Genomic DNA, 21,672 nt, shown 5'->3' with positions numbered 1-21,672 from the left:
CCGCAATTTCCATTGAAATCGAACCTTCGATTTCAATGGAAATTGCGGGACGACCCGGCACCCGAACCTCGGGCAGAGCAAGATCGACACCGCGTCGGCGCGGGGCGGCGCGTGGCGGGTTCCGCCGAGCCCGCGTCAGGCGAGGGCGCCGTGGGCCCAGAAGTTCGCCAGTTCCCGGCTCACCTCGTGGACCTCGCGTTCCGGGTAGCGGTGGAGGACGAAGCGCGTGTAGGCGTAGTGCTCCGTCATGCCGCCCAGGAACGCCGCGCTGAGCTCCGGGTCGAGGCTCGGGCGGATCAGGCCCCGCTCGATGCCCTTGCGGGCCATCCGCGTGATGCGGTCGTGGAACTTGCGCCGGCCGTCGGCCTGCATCGCTTCGATCTCCGGGTCCGTCTGCGCCGTCTCGTGCAGGACCCCGAACAGGTCGGCGTTGTCCTCGTAGTAGCGGAAGTAGCGCTCCGTGCTGATCACCACCGACTCGATCGCGTCTCCCGGGTTCCACCGGGCGCGCGACTGGTCGAAGAGGCCGTCCAGCAGCTCCGTCATCAGCTCGACCAGCGCTTCGCGCTTGTCCGTGTAGTACCGGTAGAACGCGCCGTTGGACATGCCCGCCTCGGCCGCGATGTCTGCGACGCGCGACGCCGCGAAGCCCGACCGGCCGAACACCGTGCGCGCCGCGCGCAGCAAGGACTCCTTCGAGCCGCGCCCCTTCGGCGTCTTCGGGCTGGCTACCGGTTGCAGCCGCTCAACGGCCACCGCTACCTCCTGGTGACTCGGTACAGAGATGCGCCAACTTAGCGCACATCGAAAAACTGATATTGACGTCAGTTTTACACACAGCTTAGAGTGCCCGGCGTCACACACCCTCGGGAGGCCAGCGTTGACACTCCCCCGCACATCCCCGGACCGGGTGCTGGAAGTCGAGCACCTGAACATCTCCTTCCTCGGCCGGAAATCCCGCACCACCGCCGTGCGCGACGTGTCCTTCGACGTCGGCGCCGGCGAGATCGTCGGCATGGCGGGCGAAAGCGGCAGCGGCAAGTCGCTGACCGCGCTCGCCGTGATGGGCCTGCTGCCCACGCCGCCCGCGGTGATCGGCGGCCGGATCCGCTTCGCGGGCACCGACCTGCTCCGCCTCTCGCAACCGGAGCGGCAGCGGCTGCGCGGCAGCGAACTCGGCATGGTCTTCCAGGAACCGATGAGCGCGCTGGACCCGGTGTTCACCGTCGGCCACCAGCTCACCGAATGCCTGCTGGCGCATCGCGGCATGGGCAAGCGGGCCGCCCGCAGGGCCGCGGTCGAGATGCTCGAAGCCGTCGGGATCCCGTTGCCGGAGCGGCGCTTCGGCGAGTACCCGCACCAGCTCTCCGGCGGGATGCGGCAGCGCGTGATGATCGCGATCGCGCTGATCTGCCGCCCCCGGCTGCTGATCGCCGACGAACCCACCACCGCCGTCGACGTGACGATCCAGGCGCAGATCCTCGAACTGCTGCGGGACCTGACGCGGCAGCACGGCACGGCGGTCCTGTTCATCACCCACGACCTCGGCGTCGTCGCCGAGCTCTGCGACCGGATGGTCACCCTCTACGCGGGCGAAACGGTCGAGAGCGGGCCCGTTTCCGACGTGCTCGGCGCGCCCCGGCACCCCTACACCTCGCGGCTGCTGCAAGCGATCCCCCGGATCGAGGCCCGCCACGCCGAGCTCAAGGCGATCCCCGGCCGGGTTCCGCCGCCGGACGCCCCACCGCCGGGTTGCGTCTTCCACCCGCGCTGCGACTTCACCACCGACGACTGCCGGGACCACCGGCCCGAGCTGCTCCCGGTCGCCGGCGCGCGCACGGTGCGCTGCGGCCGCACCGCCGACCTGACGCTGCCGGGGGTCGCCCGGTGAGCGAGTTGCTTCAGGTCGATGACCTCGCGGTGTCGTTCGCGACCAAGCGCAAGGGCGAGCGGGTGCGCGCCGTCGACGGTGTGTCCTTCGCGCTGCGCGAGGGCGAAACGCTGGGCCTGATCGGCGAATCGGGCTCCGGCAAGTCCACGCTGAGCCGCGCGCTGCTGCAGCTGGTGCGCCCCAGCGGCGGCGAGGTGCGCCTCGCGGGCGCGGACCTGGCGGCGCTGCGCGGCCGGGCCAGGCGCGAGGCGCTGACCCGCTTGCAGATGGTGTTCCAGGACCCGAACGCGTCGCTGGACCCGCGGATGCGCATCGCGTCCAGCGTCGAAGAGCCGCTCGTGGTGCAGGGCAAGGGGAATCGCGCCGAGCGCAGGACCCGCGCGCTGGCGGCGCTGGAGTCGGTCGGCCTGTCGGCCGAACACGGCGAGCGCTACCCGCACGAGCTCTCCGGCGGCCAGAAGCAGCGGGTCAACATCGCCCGCGCGCTCGTCCTGGATCCCGCGCTGGTGGTCTGCGACGAACCGGTGTCGGCGCTGGACGTGGCGCTGCAGGCGGAGATCCTCGACCTGCTGCGCCGGCTGCAGGCCGGCCTCGGGCTGTCCTACCTGTTCATCACCCACGACCTGGCGGTGGTCTCGAACATCGCCGACCGGGTCGCGGTGATGTACCTGGGCCGGCTGATGGAGCTCGGCCCAGTGGACGAGGTGGTGGAGCGGCCGCTGCACCCCTACACCGAGGCGCTGGTCTCGGCGCAGCCGCGGATCGGCGCCCAGCAGCGGGACCGCATCGTCCTCGAAGGCGACATCCCGAGCCCGGTGGACCCGCCGTCGGGCTGCCGGTTCCGCACCCGGTGCCGCTACGCGCAGCAGCGGTGCGCCGAGGAGGTCCCGAAGTGGGCGGAGGTCGAACCGGGCCGCTGGTCCGCGTGCCACTTCCCCGAATCCCTGCCGCTGCGCGGCGTCGAAGGAGGCCAGCCGTGAAGCGCATCGCCGCAGTGGTCTGGGTGTTGCTGCTGGCGCTGACCGCGTGCGGCAGCGGAGCCGCCGAGGGCGGCCAGCACCTGCGGGTGGCGTGGCGGTCCAATCCGTCCTCTTTGGACCCACAGCGCGGCAACTCCGGTTCGGACCACGCGATCCTCTACACCATGTACGACACCCTGGTGTCGTTCGATCCGAAGACGCTGGAGCCCGCGCCGGGACTGGCCGAGTCCTGGAACCAGGACGACCCGACCGCGCTGGTGCTGCACCTGCGTCCGGACGTGCGGTTCCACGACGGCACGCCGGTCGACGCGCAGGCCGTCAAGTACAACATCGAGCGCGCCAAGGGCCCCGAGTCCAACATCAAGTCCGATGTGGCCGCCGTGACCGGCGTCGACGTGCTCGACGCGCGGACGGTGCGGCTGAACTTGGCCCGGCCGGACAGCTCGCTGCTGCTCACGCTCGCCGACCGCGCCGGGATGCTGGTCTCCCCCACCGCCGCCGAGCGCGAGGGCGACGCCTTCGAACGCAATCCCGTCGGCGCCGGGCCCTGGAAGTTCGTCGAATGGCGCTACGGCCAGCTGGTGCGGGTGGAGCGCTTCCCCGGTTACTGGCAACGCGGGCTGCCGCACCTGGACAGCATCGACTTCACGATCATGAAGGACGGCTCGACCGCGGTGAACGCGCTGCGCTCCGGCCAGCAGGACATGGTGTTCAACCCACCACCGCAGGACGTCGGGCTGCTCAGCGCGGCGAAGGGCACGAAGGTCGCCGCGGGACCGCAGCTGTACCAGCTGATCATTTACCTGGACCTGAGTGCGCCGGTGTTCCGCGACCAGCGGGTCCGCGAGGCGCTGAACCTGGCGCTCGACCGCGAGCAGATCCTGAAGGTGACGCAGTTCGGGCAGGGCGAACCGGGCTGGACCCCGCTGCCGTCGGACCACTGGGCGTTCCCGAAGTCCGCCGTGCCCACCTACCCGCACGACCCCGACCGGGCCCGGCGGCTGCTCGCCGATGCCGGTCACGCCGACGGCCTGCGGTTCCCGCTGCTCACCTACCCGGATCCGGTCAACGTGCGGCTGGCCGAGGTGCTGAAGTACCAGCTCGGCAAGGTGGGCGTGCAGATCGACCTGATCCCGACCGAGCTGACCCAGGCCAGCAGCGAGTTCTTCAACGAGCGCAAGTACCCGGCACTGCTGTCGGCCTGGACCGGGCGGCCGGACCCGGGCCTGACCTACAAGCTGATGTTCACCGAGCGCGGCTACTACAACGCCGGGCACGTCGCCACGCCCGGCATCGACGAGGCGCTCAACGCCGCGAACGGCACCGCGGATCTGGCCCAGCGGTCGGAGAAGCTGGGCGCGGTGGCCCGGATCGTGGCCGACCAGTCGCTCTTCGTGCCGCTGATCTTCCCGGACGCGGTCGCCGCCTACCGCGAGCACGTGCAGGGCTTCGAACCGAACTTGCTGGGCAAACCCAAGTTCACCACCGTGAGGATCGACCGATGACCGCGCTGGCTTTGCGACCGGGCCGGGACACCGCACTGCCGCGCATGATCGGCCGGCGGGTCCTGATGACCGTCCCGACCCTGGTGCTCGCGACATTCGTGGTGTTCGGCCTGCTGCACCTGATCCCCGGCGACCCCGCGCAGGCCATCGCCGGGGAGCACGCCACCCCGGAGCGGCTGGCCGAGATCCGCGCCCAGCTCGGGCTGGACCAGCCGTTCGCGCTGCAGTACCTCGACTGGCTGCGGCACGCGATCACCGGCGACCTCGGCGTCTCGCTGAGCACTGGCGAGAGCGTGGGATCGCTGATCTGGCAACGGCTTCCCACCACGCTGACGCTCGGCGCGGCGGCGCTGCTGGTGGCCGTCGGCCTGGGCGTTCCGCTCGGGGTGGCCGCCGCGCTGCGGCAGGGGCGGCCCGCCGACACCGCCATCACCGGCGCGGCGACGCTGGGCATCGCGGTGCCGAACTTCTGGATCGGCATGGTGCTGGTGCTGGTCTTCGCCGTCCAGCTGCAGTGGTTGCCCGCGACGGGATTCGTCGGCCTCACCGAGAATCCCGTGCAGACGGGGCAATACGTGGTCCTGCCCGCGATCGCGCTCGGCATGGTCGGGGCCGCCGAGGTGTGCCGCCAGCTGCGCAGCGCGCTGATCGAGGTGCTGCGGTCGGACTTCATGCGCACCCACCGGGCGAAAGGCCTGTCGCACCGGACGATGGTCTGGCGGCACGCCTTGAAGAACGCCGGGCTGCCGCTGGCGACGATCACCGGGCTGCTGGTCAGCCGGGTGATCGGCGCGAGCGTCGTGGTGGAGACGCTGTTCGCGATTCCCGGCCTCGGCACGCTCGTCGTGGAGGCGACCACCCAGCGCGACTACCCGGTGATCCAGGGCGTCGTGCTGATCACCGCACTGCTGGTGCTGCTCACGAACCTGGTGGTCGACGTGGCCTACCGGTTCATCGACCCGCGTATCTCGGAGTGATGCCATGACCACGCTTTCCCCACCGCGCCGGGAGAACCGGCTGTGGCTGGTCGTGCGGGACTGGCGCGGCCTGGCGTCCGCCGGCTACCTCGTGGTGCTGGTGGCACTGGCGCTGCTGGCGCCGGTGGTGACCGCGCACGAGCCCAACGCGCAGAACTTCGACGCCATCCTCGCCCTGGCCGGCACGCCCGGCTACCTGCTGGGCAGCGACGACCTCGGCCGGGACGTGCTCAGCAGGCTGATCCACGGCGCGCAGGCGTCGCTGCTGGCCAGCTTCCTGGCGGTCGGGGTGGCGCTGCTGATCGGCATCCCGCTCGGGCTGGCCGCGGGCTACCTCGGCGGCATCGTCGACAGCGCGGTGATGCGCGTGGTGGACACCCTGCTGTCGTTCCCGGCGATCATCCTCGCGATCGCGATCACGGCGGCCTTGCAGCCGAGCCTGGTCAACTCGATGATCTCGGTCGGCATCGTGTTCGCGCCTTCGGTGGCCCGCCTGATGCGCGCGCAGGTCCTCGCGGTGAAGGAGGAGACCTACGTCGAGGCGGCGCGCAGCTTCGGCAGCCGGGGCAGGCACCTCGTGCTGCGGCACCTGGTGCCGAACTCGATCCAGCCGGTGCTCGTGCAGTCCAGCCTGCTGCTGGCGCACGCGCTGATCGCCGAGGCCAGCCTGAGCTTCCTCGGCCTCGGCGTGCAGCCGCCCGACCCGAGCTGGGGCTCGATGCTGGCCCGCGCCTACACGTTCCTCTACCAGGCACCGCTGCAGATGCTGGTGCCCGGCATCGCGATCGCCGCGACGGCACTGGCGTTCAACGTCCTCGGCGACGTCGCGCAACAAGCCCTCGACCCGCGCCGGAACCGCTAGGAGCTGACCCGAATGCGCCGCGCAACGCTTCCGACACCACGCCGTCCACCCGTCCTCATTCCCGCTCGCGAGTTGGCGATTTCGCGCGAAATCGTCGCACGCCACGCGTACGGAACGCCGATTTCGCGCGAAATCGTCGCCCCCCTCGGCCCGCGTGCCGCGCGCTGACGCGCCTCCACCGACCGATCCACGTGACCACTTTGGAGGGACATTGTCCTGGCAGCCGGAAATCGACGAACTGCGGCGGCGCGAGGAGCTCGCGCAGCGCATGGGCGGGCCGGAGAAGGTCAAGCGGCAGCACGACCACGGCAAGCTGACCGTCCGGGAACGCATCGACGAGCTGCTGGATCCCGGCAGCTTCCACGAGATCGGCGGCATCGCCGGGAAGTTCCAGCCGGACGGCGCGTTCCAGCCCGCGAACTTCGTGTTCGGCCGCGGGCGGCTGGACGCCAGGCCGGTCGTGGTCGGCGGCGACGACTTCACGGTGCGCGGCGGCGCGTCGGACGCCTCGATCCGGGAGAAGCAGATCATGGCCGAACAGCTGGCCAACGAGCTGCAGATCCCGCTGGTGCGGCTGGTCGACGGCACCGGCGGCGGCGGTTCGATCCGCTCGCTGGAGACCATCGGCCGCACCTACGTCCCGGCCAACCCGGGCTGGGAGTGGGTCGCGGCGAACCTGGGCACCATCCCGGTGGTGGCGCTGGCGCTGGGCTCGGTCGCCGGGCTCGGCGCCGCGCGGGTGGCCGCCAGCCACTACTCGGTGATGGTGCGTGGCATCTCGCAGGTCTTCGCCGCCGGGCCGCCGCTGGTGGCACGGCTGGGGCAGGCCGTCACCAAGGAGGAGCTGGGCGGCAGCGACATCCACGGCCGCAACGGCGTGGTGTTCGACGTGGTCGACTCCGAGAAGGAGGCCTTCGACCGCACCCGCCGCTTCCTGTCCTACCTGCCGCCGTCGGTGCACCAGCTGCCGCCGCGCGCGGAGTGCGGCGACGACACCGAGCGCCGCGAGGACTGGCTGATCGAGGCCATCCCCCGCGACCGGCGCCGCCCCTACCGCATCCGCCCGATCATCAACGCCGTGGTGGACCAGGGCTCGTTCCTGGAACTGGGCAGGGGTTTCGGCCGGTCGGCGGTCGGCGGCCTGGCGCGGCTGAACGGCTGGCCGGTGGCGGTGCTGGCCAGCGACCCGATGGTCTACGGCGGCGGCATGACCGCCGACTCCAGCCGCAAGATCGAGTGGCTGGTGGACCTCGCCGAGACGTTCCACCTGCCGGTGGTGCACCTGGTGGACCAGCCCGGCTTCGTCATCGGCGTGGAGGCCGAGAAGGCGGGCACCATGCGATACGGCGTGCGCGCGCTCAACGCCGTCTACCAGGCGAAGGTGCCGTGGGCGTCGGTGATCCTGCGCAAGGTCTTCGGCGTCGCGGGCGCCGCGCACACCAACGCCGCGCGGGTGCACTACCGCTACGCGTGGCCGTCGGCGGACTGGGGCTCGCTGCCCATCGAGGGCGGCGTCGAGGCCGCGTACCGGGCCGACCTGGACGCCGCCGAGGACCGGCAGGCGCTGCTGGACGAGATCACCGAAAAGATGAACGCGATCCGCTCCCCGTTCCGCACGGCGGAGGCGTTCAACATCGAGGAGATCATCGACCCCCGCGACACGAGACCGCTGCTGTGCGAGTTCGCCGAACTGGCCGCACCGCTGCGCGCCGCAGGCCCTTCTAGCTGGCATTTCCGGGGGTGACGTGATGATCAGCGCCATGAGCGGGGTGCGCGTGCTGGAGATCGCGCACTACATCGCCGGACCGCAGTGCTGCCAGATCCTCGCCGACCACGGGGCCGAGGTGATCAAGGTCGAGCCGCCGGACGGCGAGATGGGGCGCCGCGCCCAGCCGGTCCACGACGGCGACAGCCTCTACTTCGCCGCGAACAACCGCACCAAGCGCGCCATCGCCCTCGACCTGCGCAGCGAGCAGGGCAAGGAGGTCCTGCACGAGCTGATCGGGCGGGCCGACGTGCTGGTGACCAACTACGCCAACGGCGTGCCGGACCGGCTCGGTTTCGGCTTCGACGAGGTGCACCGGATCAACCCGCGGGCCGTGATGGTGCACATCACCGGATTCGGCCGCACCGGGCCGTATTCGTCGTGGGTGGCCTACGACGGCATCATCCAGGCGATGAGCGGGCTGGCCGACATGACCGGCGAGCCCGACGGCGCGCCGACCATCGCGGGGCCGTTCGTCGCCGACAACGTCACCGGCATGCAGGCGGCGATGGCGGCCATGCTCGGCCTGCTGGCGCGGGAGCGCACCGGCCGGGGCCAGCTGATCGACGTGGGCATGCTGGATTCGATGGTCCCGCTGCTGGCGCACCACCTCTCGGTCGCGGCGGCGGGCATCGGCGAGCCGACGCGGTGGGGTTCGGCGCTGCCGACGAACTACTCCGGGCTGTACCCCGCCGGCGACGGCTGGGTGTACATCGCGCCGATCACGCCGAAGATGTGGGAGTCCTTCAGCGCCCTGCTCGGCCACCCGGAGTGGGCGGAGCAGGAGGCGGCCGAGAGCGGCTGGCGGGTGCGGGAGCGCGAGCGGATCGACGCGCAGGTCGTCGAGTGGACCCGGGGCCGCACGAAGGCCGAGGTCGTGGCGGCGCTGCAGGCCGACGGGGTGGTGTGCGGGCCGGTGCGGTCGGTGGCCGATCTGGTGTCGGATCCGCAGGTCCAGGCCCGGGGCATCGCGGTGGAGGTGCCGTTGCGCGACGGCGTGCACGCGACGGTGCCCGGCCCGGCGCTGCGGCTGGCGGACACCCCGGCCCGCTCCCCCGAACGCCCGCCGGGGCTGGGCGAGCACACCGACGAGGTGCTGGCGCAACTCGGGTACTCGGCGGAGCGGATCAGCGCGCTGCACCGGGACAACGTCACCGGGAGGGCCTCGTGATCGACGGCCTGCTGGTGGCCAACCGGGGCGAGATCGCGCGGCGGATCATCCGGACCGCCCACCGGCTCGGGGTGCGGACCATCGCGATCCATTCCGAAGTGGACACCGGGCTGCCCTACGTCGCCGAGGCCGACGAGGCGGTCCCGCTGGACTCGCCGCGCGACTTCCTCTCGGCGGAGGCGATCCTCGCGGTGGCGCGGAAGACCGGGGCGACGGCGCTGCATCCGGGCTACGGATTCCTGTCGGAGAACCCGGAATTCGCCCGCCGCTGCGCAGCAGCGGGCCTGGTCTGGGTCGGTCCGTCACCGGAGGCGATGGAGCTGCTCGCCGACAAGGCGGCGGCGCGGGCGCACATGGCGTCGGCCGGGGTTCCGGTGCTGCCGGGCAGCTCCGGGATCGCGTCGGCCGCCGAAGCCGACGCCGCCGCTTCGGAGCTGGGCTTTCCGTTGATGGTCAAGGCCGTTTCGGGTGGCGGCGGCATCGGGATGGGCGTCGCTCGCGATGCCGGATCCCTGGAACGCTCGGTGCGGACCGCGCTGTCGCGGGGCGGGAGCGCGTTCGGCGACGCCCGGATCCTGCTGGAGCGGTACGTGCCGCGCGCCCGGCACGTGGAGGTGCAGGTCGTCGGCATGCCCGACGGCTCGGTGCGCGCGTTCGGCGAGCGGGACTGCTCCGTGCAGCGGCGGCACCAGAAGGTCGTGGAGGAATGCCCTTCCCCAGCCGTGGATGCCGCGCTGCGCTCCCGGCTGTGCGCGGCCGCGGTCCGGGCGGCCGAGAGCGTCGGGTACCGCAACGCGGGCACCGTGGAGTTCCTGCTCGATCCCGGCACGGGAGAGTTCTTCTTCCTGGAGGTGAACACCAGGCTGCAGGTCGAGCACCCGATCACCGAGGAGGTGCACGGCGTGGACCTGGTGGAGCTGCAGCTGCGGATCGCCGCAGGAGCGGACGTCCCGGCGGACTTCCCCGCGCCGCGCGGGCATGCCGTCGAGCTGCGGCTCTACGCCGAGGACCCGGTCCGCTTCCTGCCCCGGCCCGGGCGGATCACCGGGTGGACCGAGCCGGCCGGGGTGCGGGTCGAGTCGGGCTACGCGGCGCACACCGAGGTGAGCCCGCACTTCGACCCGCTGCTGGCGAAGATCGTGGTGCACGGCGCCGACCGCGCGGACGCCCTGGCCCGGGCGCGGCGGGCGGTCGAGGAGTTCGTCGTGCGCGGCCCGAAGTGCAACCTGCCGTTCCTGGCCGAAGTGCTGGATTCCCCGGAGTTCGTCTCCGGGAACTACGACACCGGCGTGGTCGACCGGATCATCGCCGCCCGCTGACCTGAAGGGAACAACATGGAGATCAAGGCCGAAATGGTCGCCAACGTCTGGAAGGTGCTGGTGACCGAGGGAACGGCGGTCAAGGCGGATCAGGAGCTGGCCGTCCTGGAATCGATGAAGATGGAGATCCCGGTGCTCAGCGAAACCGACGGGGTGGTGACCCGCGTGGCGGTAGCCGAAGGCGACGCGGTCAACGAAGGCGACCTCATCGCCGTCATCGCCGCGGAGTGAACTGGTGAGCTCCGGTGTGCGGGGGCACTCTCGACCGAGGATGCCCCGCACGCCCGCCCCGGTCGGAGCCTGCCGCTCACCGGGGCCCGAACCCGGCGGCAGCTAGCTTTCGGCTGTGGGTTCCGCCGGCCCTCGCGGTCGCACTGGGATTCGAGCGTTCAATGGTCGGTTGTCGCTGGTTTGGACTTTTCGGTTTGAGTGCTGGCGGATGTGGTGCTCCAGCCAGTATCGCCCGACGGGGTGGCCGTGGGTTCCCGGGCGGCTTCGACCTGCTGGTCCCGCTGCACCTTTCGGTAGCCGGTGCGGAGCATCTCCGCGGCGATCTCCCTACCGCCGAGGCCGAAGGCCAGCGCGAGGCCCAACGCGAGGGCACCGATCATGCCCGTGTAGGTGATCACCACGATTTCCGGCGCGATGCCGAGTTGTGTGAGCACCATGAACACCGCGATGCCCATGACCAAGGCTGGACCCGCCGCAGCGACGACTTTGCCGGTGGGGGTCTGCCCCATGGTGCGGCGCGCGAGTCCGCCGACCGCCCCGGCGACGAGTCCGGCCACCACGACGATGGCAATAGCGGCGATCACGTTCGGCAGGTAGGCAAGGACCTGGTTCATGAACGTCGTCACGGAGGCGATCCCGAGCGCCCCGATCGCGGTGACCAGCGCGAAGATGAAGATCAGCCAGAACACCACCCGGCCGGTCAGCTGGGAGACGGTTAGCCTGCTGCCACCCCGTTCAAGCCAGCCGCCGACCTGCGTGTCCTGCATCCTTCTGTCCACCCCGGACTTCTGCAGCAGCTTCGCGACGCCCTTCTGCAACAGCTTCCCGATGATGTAACCGATCAGCAGGATCACCAGCGCACCGATCAGAACCGGAATGAACTGGACGAATGCCTGCAGACCGCTGAGCAGAGTCGGGATGATTCCTCCCGGTGCTTGGGCAAGAGACATGTCTACCCCCTTCCCTCGATTCCACCGTAGGCTCCCCCGATTGCGGATCGCCCAAACGGACCGCTCAAGCTGGGGAGGAAGCAGCGATCGAGATCGCGATCCGTCGTTTACGACACGGTGTCCCGGAGAAAGACCCTTTTGCTCGCTCACCCGCAAGCGTGCTATGCCAGTGCTCTCAGCAACTCGCTGCACTCTGGAGAGGCACGTGGTGGGAGTGGAGCACCCTTACGCCGCCACGGTCGACGCGCTCGAATTGCTGCGCGCCCGGTGGTCCGCAGAGGAGAAGCAAACCCCCGACGCGGCGCACGCCGCCGTACTGCGCGGACGACTGTTCGAGCTGGACGAGGCATTAGCCCGGCTCATCGCCTACGAGCTGTTCCACCTGTGGCAGGAACACGAGTTCCATCGCACGCCCGAGCGAAGCGCGATCCGGCCGGTGCAACCATCCCAGTTCGCATCGCCCCGTCAAACGCCGCGACGATCCCCGCCAGGCGGGACCACCGTCCCACCCCGCAACGATCAACTCGAACCGGTGTCAATGGCCAGTCGACGGATCGCTGAAACCTCAATTTCCCAAGCCGAGTGACGCACCTCCGGTGGCAGCCGAACGTCGCAGATCAACTGGCGGATCGCAGCACGCCGAACTGCGACAATCGATGTTCACCAGGCGTCGACGACGGCTCGGGCCTGGGGGTTGGTCCAGCCCGCTCGCGCTACCGGCGGGAGGGCGCGCAGGAGGAGGTCCCGGGTGTCGGCCGGGTCGATGACGTCGTCGATCTCCAGGTGCATCGCCGTGTTGATCGCGCTGCCCGTCTCGTACATCTGGGCCACCAGCTCTTCGTAGCGCCGCTGGCGCTGCTCCGGGTCGGCGATCGCCTCCAGCTCGCGGCGGAAGCCCAGGCGCACCGCGCCTTCCAGGCCCATGCCGCCGACCTCGCCGCTCGGCCACGCCACCGTCAGCGCCGGTTTGGTCATCGTGCCGCCCGCCATGGCCATCGCGCCGAGGCCGTAGCTCTTGCGCAGCACCACCGTCGCCATCGGCACCGTCAGGCGCGCACCGTGCACGAACATCCGGCCGAAGTGCCGCACCGTCGCCGTCTTCTCCGACTCCGGGCCGACCATGAATCCCGGTGTGTCGCAGAGCGAAACCACCGGCAGCCCGAACACCTCGCACAGTTGCAGCATCCGCGCCAGCTTGTCGCCGCCATCGGCGTCGATCGCACCGCCGAGCACCATCGGGTTGTTCGCGATCAGCCCCATCGGCCGGCCCGCGATGCGCACCAGCGCGGTGATCGTGCAGCGCCCGAACTCCGGCCGCAGCTCCAGCACCGAGCCCTCGTCGCAGAGGATGTCGATCGCGGCGTGCACGTCGTAGGCGCGCTTGCGGTTCTCCGGCACCACGTGGCGCAGTCCGCGCTGGTCCGGCTCGGAGTAGTCGGCGACATCGCCCTGGAAGTAGGACAGGTAGCGCTTGGCGACCGCGACCGCTTCCGCCTCGTCGTCGACCGCCACGTCGACCACACCGTTGGCCGTCTGCACGTCGATCGGGCCGATCTCCTCGGGGGCGAACACGCCGAGCCCGCCGCCCTCGATCATCGCCGGGCCGCCCATGCCGATGTTGGCGTCGCGGGTCGCGATCACCACGTCGCAGGTGCCCAGCAGCGCGGCGTTGCCCGCGTAGCAGCGGCCCGCCGCGATGCCGACCGTCGGAACCCGCCCGCTGAGCTCGCCCAGCGCCAGGAACGACGGGGTGATCAGGCCGCCGCCCTTGGGGATGTCGACGTCGCCCGGCCGGCCGCCGCCGCCCTCGGCGAACAGCACCACCGGGTACTGCCGCTGCCGCGCGATCTCCAGGATCCGGTCGGTCTTGCGGTGGTTGAAGTAGCCCTGCGTGCCCGCCAGCACGGTGTAGTCGTAGGCGAGCACCGCGCAGGTGCTGCGCTCCGGCCCGAACTGCGCGCCGTTGACCTGGCCGACGCCGGTGATCATGCCGTCGGCGGGCGTGTTGTGCAGCAGGTCGTCGAGCTCGCGGCGCTTGCGCTGCGCCGCGATGGCGAAGCCGCCGTACTCGGTGAAGGTTCCCTCGTCGACCAGGTCGGCCACGTTCTCACGCGCGGTGCGCATGCCTCGCGAGTGGCGTTTGCGCACCGCTTCGGGCCGGCTCTCGTCGGCCCACAGGCTCTTCCGCTCCAGCACGCGGGCCAGGTCGGGCCGGACGTGATCGGGGTCGATGCGCTCGTCCGCGAGGTCGGCCACGCCGGGCTCGTCGTTGCCGGAGACGATCACCACCGGTTCCCCGGCATCGACCACGTCGCCTTCCCGGAAGCGGACCTGCGTCACCGCGCCGCCGCTTTCCGCGCGGATGACGTGCTGCATCTTCATCGCTTCCAGCACCATCACGACCTGCCCGCGCGCGACCACGTCGCCGAGCGCCACCTCCACCGCGACGACCGAGCCGCTCATCGGCGCGACGGTGGCGCCGAGGGGCGCGTCCGGCACGGCGTTCGGCGCGGCCTCCAGCAGCTCGGCGCGATTGCTGTCCACATAGGACGTCGAGCAGCGTCCGGCGGCGAACTCGTCGGAGCGCAGGATCGCCTGCTGCAGCGTGAGATTCGTGGCGACACCGGTGATCTGCATCTCGTCGAGCGCATGGACCGCCAGCCTGCGGGCCGCCGTGAACCCCGCCGCGTCGTGCACCACGATCTTGGCCAGCAGGGAGTCGAAACCCGGGTTGGTGCGGTATCCCGGATAGCCAGCCGTGTCGACGCGAATGCCGCGCCCCGCCGGCATCTCGAACCGATCGAGGACACCCGACTGCGGCAGGACCTGCCCGTCGGCGGTCATCGTCTCGGCGTTGATCCGGATCTGGATCGCACTGCCGCGCGGGCACGGCACTCGATCCTGGTCGAGACCGAGGCCGGCGAGGCTCGCGCCGGCGGCGATCTCCAGCTGACTGCGCACCAGGTCCAGGCCGAGCACCTCCTCGGTGACGGTGTGCTCCACCTGCAGCCGCGGATTGACCTCCATGAAGAAGAATTCCTGGCCGCCGACCAGGAATTCCACGGTCGCCACGCCCCGGTAGCCGGCGGCGCCGACCAGCCGGGTCGCGGCCTGCAGCACGTTCTGCCGCAGCTGCCGGTCGAGCCCTTGGGCGGGCGCGACCTCGATCAGCTTCTGGTGCCGCCGCTGCACGCTGCAGTCGCGGTCCCAGAAGTGCGCGACCTCCTGGCCGTCGCCGATCACCTGGACCTCGATGTGCCGGGCGTCGGTGAGCAGCCGTTCGATGTAGAGCTCTCCGGAGCCGAACGCGGCGAGCGCCTCCGCCTCGCAGGCCCGGTACGCCCCGGCGAGCTCGTCCCGGCCGCGCACCACGCGCATGCCCCGGCCGCCACCACCGGCGACGGCCTTGATCACCGCCGCGCTGCGCCCGTGCGAGAGGTCCGGTTCGAGGGTGTCCAGGAAGCGTTCCATGTCGGCGAGCGTCGCCACCGCCGTGCCGGGCAGCGTCGGGATGTCCAGTTCGGTGGCGAGCGCGCGGGCCTTCGCCTTGTCGCCGAAGAGCTCCAGCGCGCCCGGGTCCGGGCCGACGAACGCGATGCCCGCGTCGGCGCAGGCCCCGGCCAGGGCGGGGTTCTCCGAGAGGAACCCGTATCCGGGGTGGATGGCCTGGGCGCCGGTCTTGCGGGCCGCTTCGATGATCGCGGCGACGTCGAGGTAGGCGGCGGCGCCGTTCTCGGGCAGCGGCACGGCCTCGTCGCAGCGGGCCACGTGCAGCGAGTCGGCGTCATCCGCCGCGTGCACGCCGACCGTGCCGATGCCCAGCACCGCTGCGGCGCGGAAGACCCGCAACGCGATCTCGCCCCGGTTCGCGACCAGCAACGTCCCGAACGGCTCCCCGATGCCCATCCACGCCTCCTCCGCGCCGCACTGCGCCTACCGGACCGCACCGACGCATACCGACCAGTCGGTTACTGGCGCCCAGCCTGGTGAAGAACCAGGCGGGTGTCAACACCGGGACGGGTCAGGCGCTGCGCCGGTCGCCGGCGAGGAGCCCGGCCATCGCGGAACTGATCCCCAGCCCTGTCAGGATCTCGATGTAGAGGAACTGGCCCTGCGGGTTCACCTCGAAGAAGACGTGCTCGCCCTGCTCGGTGATCTTCAGGTCGACGGTGCCGAAGCAGAGGCCGAGCGCGCGCATCAGGCCGAGCAGCCGCTCGCGCACTTCTGGCGGCAACGCGTGCGGGTGGCACGGAGCGTCCAGGTCGAGCCGGGAGTCCAGGTCCGATCGTCCCTCGGCCGTGTCGATGCGCGCGGCGAAGACCTGGCCGCCGACCACGGTGACGCGCACGTCGCTGGGGCCGGTGATCTCCTCCTGGAAGATCGTCGGCGCGAGCGGGAGATCGGGCAGCGCCGCTCGGTCCGCATCAGCCCAGCGCCGGGTGTCGACGAAGTGGTTCGCCGGGGCGCTCATGGCCTTGTGGACGACCCGCCCGCGGTGGCGTTCGAGGAAGCCTTCGAGACGATCCGGATCGTTGGTGATCAGCGTTTCGGGAACGCGGAGGCCCGTTCGCCGCGCCAGTTCCAGCTGCCTGGGTTTCGTCGCGGCGAGCTGCCCCAGAAGTGGGTTGATGCTGCGGCATTTCAGGCCGAGGAAGATGCCGTTGAGGGCGTCCTGCCACTCGTGCCGCACGAACGCCCGGTCATCCGCGTCGCCGACGTCCGGCGGAATGGCGAGCTCGTGGAACCGCCGGTACCAAATCGCCTCGACGTCCCCGAAATCGACCACGCGCCCATCGGCGGCGGTGATGCGCGGAGCGACGCCCGCGTGGCCTATCGGATACGAGAGGAATTCGTCCGCCGCGAGAGTGCTCATGTCGAGGATGGCCACCGGCTTCCCGCGCCGCCGGAGGCGATCCTCGACCACGCGCGCATGTACATCGTGCGGACTGGAAACGACGAGGATCACCGGGGCGGATCCAGCCCGTGCCGCCGGAGGAATTCCCTTTCCCTGGCGCGGAATCGGTCCGCAGGAACCTCGTCGACCGAGGTCCGGCAGGCGATGGCGAACGGCCGGCGCGCCGGGAACAACCAGTTCAGGTAGGCCGCGCCCGGCGACACCCCCCACAGTCCGGCGCCGCGGCGGAGTTCGAGCCGCACGCGGATGCCGAAGCGCGGCGAGGGCTCGCCGGGAGCCGGAACTTCCGCGATGGCAACCAGATCGGCCGGATCCAGGTCCAGGCACAGGTCCCCGACCACGATGCGCAGCATCCCGGACGGTGCGCCGAGCAGGATTCCGTCCAGCCGGCACGACGTTCGCCGGTCCGCGCGCGGCACGCGTTCGAGCCACCTCCGGAGCGGAGACGATGAGTTCACATCGGCCTGCAGCAGTAGTCGTCGGTGGCGTCGTACCCCTGCGCCGACGTGCAGGTCGCGGTGTCGCCGCAGCGCATCGCCCGCAGCACCGCGCCGTCGGAATCGCTCGCGGTGACGGCGGCGTCCTTCGCGAAATCCTCCGTTCGCCGCAGGTATTCGATGTGGTCGGCGTTGCGGACCACGACCGTCACCGCCTCCGCCCTGCCGAAGATCGGGTGGAGCTCCTCGATCTCCTTCACCGGGATGGCGACGACGCCCGATTCGATCGCGAGGTGGATGTTGCCGTCATCGCGGCTCACCGGCCGCCCTTCCAGCACGACTCGCTTCCACAGGTCGGAAGACTGCTTGTCGAGCCGCTCCAACAGTTCCGAAAGTTCGTTGGTCTTCTGCGCGCTCATGACGATCCCCCTGGGACGCTTGCACGACTCCCAGAGCGGGATGCTGGCCACAGCGCCACCCCGCGGCGACTACGGCCGTCCGCACCTGGGGTCGAGACCATCGTAAACCCGGACCAGTACACCCGAAATGCCCGATTGGTCGAGAAAGCCCCGTGTTTGCGCCAGAAAAGCAACGGTCGGCCACCGCACGTGACGACTCGCGCCGAACGCGACCTCGTTCCACATCGGCCGACCACACCGCGTGGTCGACCAGGAGCGGTGGCCCGAGCCGGCCCCCGACCACCCGCACGCGTCAACTCCTCCCCGCTCCAGGTGGTAGAACGCTCAGGGAGCTAAGCGGACCGCGGGCGCCGGGTTGAACCTCGCTCCACCAGCTCGGGGCTGAGCAACCGGGTCTTGCGCGGTCCGGCCGGATCGGCGATGCGTTCGAGCAGGTAGTCCACGGCGGTGGCACCCACTTCCTCCGCGGGCAGCCGGAGCGTTGTCAAAGCGGGCTCCAGGTACGCCGCGAACGGGTGGTCGCCGTACCCCACGACCATCACGTCGTCCGGCACGGTCAGGCCGCATTCCCGCAACGCCTTGAGAATTCCGAGCGCGAAGTAGTCGTTGCCCGCGACGATGAGATCGGGGAAGTTCTGCGCGGTGATCAGGTTCGCCGCCATCTGGTACGCGTCGTCCGGCCGCCACGGCAGGCTCGCGCCCGCCGTGCGCCGGGTCTGCACCTTGATCACCAGCGAGCGCTGCTGATCGATCTCAGCGGATTCCAGCGCACGGCGGAACCCGGCGATCCGCGCCTCCGTCGTGCTGATCCGCAGGTCCTCTTCGAACAGCCAAGCCCGGGCGATCCCACCGGAAACTCGCTCGACGGCATCGGCGATCCCGGTTCCGGCATCGATGCCCACGAAGTCGAAGCCGAACTCGGGGATGTCCCGGCTGACGAAGACCACGGGGACCTTCGCGGCCGCCAGCCGGGACCAGCTGTCGCCCTTGTCCTGCACCGGAATCCCGATGATTCCATCGACGCCGTAGGTCAGCAGCTGCTGGACCGCCTCCCCCTCGTTCCCCTCCGACTCCTCGGTGACCAACAGCAGCACCGAATAGCCGGACCTGCGGCAGCGCTGCTCCACGGCCGAGATCAACGCGGCGTAGAACGGGTTGGAGGGATTGGTGATGACCAGGCCGATGACCATCGTCCGGCCGGACACGAGCGAGCGGGCGTGGCTGTTGGGGACGTAGCCGAGCCGGCTGGCTTCGGCCCGGATGGCGTTGCGGGTCTGTTCACTCACCTGGCTCTTGCCGGCGAGCGCGCGCGAGACCGTGTTGACCGACAGACCGACCTTGTCGGCAACATCCTGAAGCGTCACGCGCCGCGAACGAACCATGAACTCCCCTGCACCAAACCCCGCCCGCTGATCAGCTCTTGCCGACCAGGTAGATCCGCACCGTCGCGGCCGGCTCCGGACCGGTCACTCGACAGCTTAGCCGCAGCCACTGGCCGAACCCGGTGACCAGCCAGCTGGTGACACCGACCGAGTCCACCCGGTGCTGCACGTCGTCGAGATCGCACCAGTGCAAGCCGTCCGGCGAGATCTGCGTGATGAACTCCAGACTCGTATCGTCCCCGTCGAATTCCAGCGCGTGGACGAAGAAGCGAGCCTCGGCGGCCCACGGCAGCTCGTAGGGCTCGGTGGTGAACGACGTGCGCACCTTGGCCTTGCGTTCCAGAACCGCCGTCGTCGTTGATCGCATCGTCAGCATGTCACCAGTCCACCGAGATGAGGACCGAGTCGAGGAACAGGAAGTTCCGGACATCGGCGTGGGTGCGCACGGAGAAGTAGAAGTTCAGCAGGTTGTCCAGCGTCCGGTACCGATCCGGGTACACCGGGACCGGGACGTCCCGCATGTCCATGATCTTGTCGTTGATCTGCAGTTCGACGTTCGTCCTGGACTCGGTGTCGATCTGCCAGCGCAGGTAGTGCCAGTTGATCTTGGTCGGGACCTCGTTGACGCACAGGTCGAGGGGCTCACCGAAGGTGCGCCAGTCGTTCGGGTCCGGCGCGGTGAAGTCGCTGGCGTAGGGCAGCGCGAACTTGCCCTCGAAGTGGTCCCTCGGGGTCGGCTCGGGCACGGTGGGGTACATCCACCGCTGGGTCATCTCGTTGTCCATGTTGGTGTTCTGGTAACGAGCGACGTTGTGGTAGCGCACCCCGTTGTCGGCGCAGATGTCGGTCGCCACGGTGAACGCGCCGAACTCCGCCTCCGAGGGGTGGTGGTTGCCGTCCCAGCTCACCGCCTGCGCCGACCGCCTCGGCGCGCCGACGTTCGCCTCCGCCTTGAACGCGAAGTGGGTCTCGATCTGCACCAGTCCCCGCCCGGCCATCGTCAGCCGGCGGATGGCGACGGCCGTGTGCCCCTTGTGCGGACGGGTGGCGAGCTTGAGCGCGTAGTCCCCACTGAGAGTGCCGTGCGTACCCACGTCGAAGAACGAGCACGTGGACAACTGCGGCGGGCGGAAGTCCCACATGTGGTCGTCGACCGTGTCGAGATCACCGGTGCCGTCGTAGTTGCCGAGGAGCTCGGTCCACCCATGCGTGCCCGAGTCGAACTTGTCGTAGCAGAGGACGCGAGGCAGCGGGTTGAACTTGGACAGCTCCACGTCGTGCCCAGGAGGAAAGGGGCGCTGGGCGCCCTCCCGCCGAACTGAGGCGGTGGTCATCTGATCTCCATCTCGTGTCGTGTTCGAAGCGCCATCAACATTAACGTTCATGTCGACGAATGAGAAGCTAATCCCTTGTTCTGCATGATGTCCATCCGTACTCTCATCGATCAACATGAACGTTTAGAGCTCTTCCGCACCGCTACGTGAGGTACTCGATGGCACGAAGAATCAGCCGAGCGACGGTCGCTTCCACGATCGGCACAGCTCTGGAGTGGTACGACTTCTCCCTCTACGGCACGGCCGCCGCACTCGTGTTCCCGGCCGTGTTCTTCCCGGCGGGCGACGGCTTCGCCGCCACGTTGTCCTCGCTGGCGACCTTCGCGGTCGGCTTCCTCGCCCGCCCGGTCGGGGGCGTGCTCATCGGCATCATGGGCGACCGCATCGGACGCAGGACCATGTTGTTCCTGACGCTCGTGCTGATGGCGGTTTCCTCAACGCTGATCGGCTGCCTGCCCAGCTATGCGAGCATCGGCGTCGCTGCGCCCGTCCTGCTCATCGCCCTCCGCGTCCTGCAAGGCATCGGCGCGGGTGGCGAATACGCCGGCGCGATGCTGATGTCGGCCGAGCACGCCGACCGCCGCTCACGAGGTCTGAACGCCAGCGCTCCGACGCTCGGCAACGCGGTCGGGGCGCTGATCGCCACGGGCGCCTTCGGGCTGACCGCCGCGGTCATGTCCGAAGAGCAGTTCCTCTCCTTCGGCTGGCGAATTCCCTTCCTGATCAGCTGCTTCATCGGGGTCGCCGGCCTGCTCATCCGCCTGAAGATCTCCGACAGCCCCGAATTCGACGAAGCCAAGGAGGACTACGGCGTCTCCCGGACGCCGCTGCGCGACCTGCTGACGACCTCCCGCCGTCAGGTCTTCGCAGGCATGCTCATCAGCGTCGCGCCGAACGTCATCAGCTACGTGCCGTCGGTCTACGCGCTGACCTACCTGGCCAAGAACGTCGGCGCACCGGCGTGGATCGGGCTCACCGGCATCGTCATCGCCAACCTGGTCAAGCTGGTGACCGTACCCACCGCGGGATGGCTGTGCGACCGGTTCGGCCGGCGGCCGGTGATGATCACCGGCTCGGTCGCCGGCGCGGCGATGTTCTACCCCTTCTTCGTCATGCTCGACACCGGCACCCCGGTGCTGGTGTGGGCCGCCTTCGTCCTGGTGTTCACGCTCTGCAACGACCTGACCCTCGCCTCCCAGGCGACGATGCTGTCCGAGCTCTTCGACGTGCGATACCGCTACACCGGAGTCACCTTCAGCCGTGAACTCGTCGGCGCGGTGGTCGGCGGCTGCCTGCCGTTCGTCGCGGCGCAGCTGAGCGAGTGGACCGCCGGCTACTGGAGCATCGTCGTTCTGTGTGCGGCGCTCTGCCTGCTTTCCACACTCGGCGCTCTGCTGGTCGTGGAGCCGGAACACCTGCGCGAACAGCGCGCCGCAGCAGCGACCGCTGGTCGCGGACGTTCCGCCAACTGACTCGGCGAGAAGCGCCCATCGGCCACCTCGACGTCCACTTTGGTTCATCGGAAGCACTTAAG

The 21,672-nt window shown here is 70.0% G+C and carries 20 protein-coding genes; 11 read left to right on the top strand and 9 right to left on the bottom strand.

Annotated elements, in window-relative coordinates; translation table 11 throughout:
• Positions 1-135: 135 nt before the first annotated feature.
• Positions 136-756: a TetR/AcrR family transcriptional regulator gene (locus ACWEV3_RS38425; RefSeq protein WP_452618619.1), complete on the bottom strand. Its 621-nt coding sequence runs from the start codon at positions 754-756 to the stop codon at positions 136-138.
• A 124-nt stretch (positions 757-880) separates the two neighbouring features.
• On the opposite strand from ACWEV3_RS38425, the gene ACWEV3_RS38420 reads away from it, so the two are divergent.
• The 9 genes from ACWEV3_RS38420 (at position 881) to ACWEV3_RS38380 (ending at position 10,701) form a co-directional block, all read left to right on the top strand.
• Entirely contained in the window at positions 881-1,891 is a 1,011-nt protein-coding gene (locus tag ACWEV3_RS38420; RefSeq protein ID WP_452618618.1) for an ABC transporter ATP-binding protein, read from the top strand.
• Positions 1,888-2,871, top strand: coding sequence for an ABC transporter ATP-binding protein (locus ACWEV3_RS38415; RefSeq protein ID WP_452618617.1), 984 nt, complete (start codon positions 1,888-1,890; stop codon positions 2,869-2,871). The genes ACWEV3_RS38420 and ACWEV3_RS38415 overlap by 4 nt, the downstream gene beginning before the upstream one ends.
• Positions 2,868-4,376, top strand: coding sequence for an ABC transporter substrate-binding protein (locus tag ACWEV3_RS38410; RefSeq protein ID WP_452618616.1), 1,509 nt, complete (start codon positions 2,868-2,870; stop codon positions 4,374-4,376). The genes ACWEV3_RS38415 and ACWEV3_RS38410 overlap by 4 nt, the downstream gene beginning before the upstream one ends.
• A complete protein-coding gene (locus ACWEV3_RS38405; RefSeq protein ID WP_452618615.1) occupies positions 4,373-5,353 on the top strand; it encodes an ABC transporter permease in 981 nt (326 codons plus the stop codon). The genes ACWEV3_RS38410 and ACWEV3_RS38405 overlap by 4 nt, the downstream gene beginning before the upstream one ends.
• 4 nt (positions 5,354-5,357) lie before the next feature.
• Positions 5,358-6,215 (top strand): ABC transporter permease, encoded by an 858-nt coding sequence (locus ACWEV3_RS38400; RefSeq protein WP_452618614.1) that lies wholly within the window; start codon positions 5,358-5,360, stop codon positions 6,213-6,215.
• Between the two features lie 211 nt (positions 6,216-6,426).
• Positions 6,427-7,959, top strand: a complete 1,533-nt coding sequence (locus tag ACWEV3_RS38395) for an acyl-CoA carboxylase subunit beta (protein ID WP_452618613.1) — start codon at positions 6,427-6,429, stop codon at positions 7,957-7,959.
• Positions 7,960-7,975: 16 nt separating this feature from the next.
• Positions 7,976-9,151, top strand: a complete 1,176-nt coding sequence (locus tag ACWEV3_RS38390; RefSeq protein WP_452618612.1) for a CaiB/BaiF CoA transferase family protein — start codon at positions 7,976-7,978, stop codon at positions 9,149-9,151.
• Entirely contained in the window at positions 9,148-10,470 is a 1,323-nt protein-coding gene (locus ACWEV3_RS38385; protein WP_452618611.1) for an acetyl-CoA carboxylase biotin carboxylase subunit, read from the top strand. Before ACWEV3_RS38390 ends, ACWEV3_RS38385 begins: the two co-directional genes overlap by 4 nt.
• Before the next feature lie 15 nt (positions 10,471-10,485).
• Positions 10,486-10,701, top strand: coding sequence for a biotin/lipoyl-binding carrier protein (locus tag ACWEV3_RS38380; RefSeq protein ID WP_452618610.1), 216 nt, complete (start codon positions 10,486-10,488; stop codon positions 10,699-10,701).
• Between the two features lie 158 nt (positions 10,702-10,859).
• Here ACWEV3_RS38380 and ACWEV3_RS38375 read toward each other — a convergent pair whose 3' ends face one another.
• Positions 10,860-11,651 carry a mechanosensitive ion channel family protein gene (locus tag ACWEV3_RS38375; RefSeq protein ID WP_452618609.1) on the bottom strand — a complete coding sequence of 264 codons (792 nt, stop codon included), beginning with the start codon at positions 11,649-11,651 and terminating at the stop codon, positions 10,860-10,862.
• 205 nt (positions 11,652-11,856) lie between these two features.
• On the opposite strand from ACWEV3_RS38375, the gene ACWEV3_RS38370 reads away from it, so the two are divergent.
• Positions 11,857-12,237, top strand: coding sequence for a hypothetical protein (locus tag ACWEV3_RS38370; protein WP_452618608.1), 381 nt, complete (start codon positions 11,857-11,859; stop codon positions 12,235-12,237).
• A 74-nt stretch (positions 12,238-12,311) separates the two neighbouring features.
• Here ACWEV3_RS38370 and ACWEV3_RS38365 read toward each other — a convergent pair whose 3' ends face one another.
• The 7 genes from ACWEV3_RS38365 to ACWEV3_RS38335 all read right to left on the bottom strand — a co-directional run bounded on the left by ACWEV3_RS38365 (position 12,312) and on the right by ACWEV3_RS38335 (position 20,138).
• Positions 12,312-15,557 (bottom strand): carboxyl transferase domain-containing protein, encoded by a 3,246-nt coding sequence (locus ACWEV3_RS38365; protein ID WP_452618607.1) that lies wholly within the window; start codon positions 15,555-15,557, stop codon positions 12,312-12,314.
• A 115-nt stretch (positions 15,558-15,672) separates the two neighbouring features.
• A complete protein-coding gene (locus tag ACWEV3_RS38360; protein ID WP_452618606.1) occupies positions 15,673-16,575 on the bottom strand; it encodes an ATP-grasp domain-containing protein in 903 nt (300 codons plus the stop codon).
• Positions 16,576-16,613: 38 nt separating this feature from the next.
• A complete protein-coding gene (locus ACWEV3_RS38355; RefSeq protein WP_452618605.1) occupies positions 16,614-16,985 on the bottom strand; it encodes a hypothetical protein in 372 nt (123 codons plus the stop codon).
• A 35-nt stretch (positions 16,986-17,020) separates the two neighbouring features.
• Positions 17,021-17,422, bottom strand: a complete 402-nt coding sequence (locus ACWEV3_RS38350) for a hypothetical protein (RefSeq protein WP_452618604.1) — start codon at positions 17,420-17,422, stop codon at positions 17,021-17,023.
• 332 nt (positions 17,423-17,754) lie between these two features.
• Positions 17,755-18,786 (bottom strand): LacI family DNA-binding transcriptional regulator, encoded by a 1,032-nt coding sequence (locus ACWEV3_RS38345; protein WP_452618603.1) that lies wholly within the window; start codon positions 18,784-18,786, stop codon positions 17,755-17,757.
• 49 nt (positions 18,787-18,835) lie between these two features.
• On the bottom strand, positions 18,836-19,171 hold the full coding sequence (locus ACWEV3_RS38340; protein WP_358565785.1) for a DUF6385 domain-containing protein: 336 nt from the start codon (positions 19,169-19,171) through the stop codon (positions 18,836-18,838).
• A 10-nt stretch (positions 19,172-19,181) separates the two neighbouring features.
• Positions 19,182-20,138, bottom strand: coding sequence for a DUF6772 family protein (locus ACWEV3_RS38335; protein ID WP_452618602.1), 957 nt, complete (start codon positions 20,136-20,138; stop codon positions 19,182-19,184).
• A gap of 158 nt (positions 20,139-20,296) precedes the next feature.
• On the opposite strand from ACWEV3_RS38335, the gene ACWEV3_RS38330 reads away from it, so the two are divergent.
• Positions 20,297-21,610, top strand: coding sequence for an MFS transporter (locus ACWEV3_RS38330; protein ID WP_452618601.1), 1,314 nt, complete (start codon positions 20,297-20,299; stop codon positions 21,608-21,610).
• The last annotated feature ends 62 nt before the right edge of the window (positions 21,611-21,672 follow it).

Source organism: Saccharopolyspora sp. NPDC003752, from assembly GCF_053605825.1.
The sequence above is the reverse complement of the archived record's forward strand: the minus strand, read 5'-3'. Positions and strand labels throughout refer to the sequence as shown.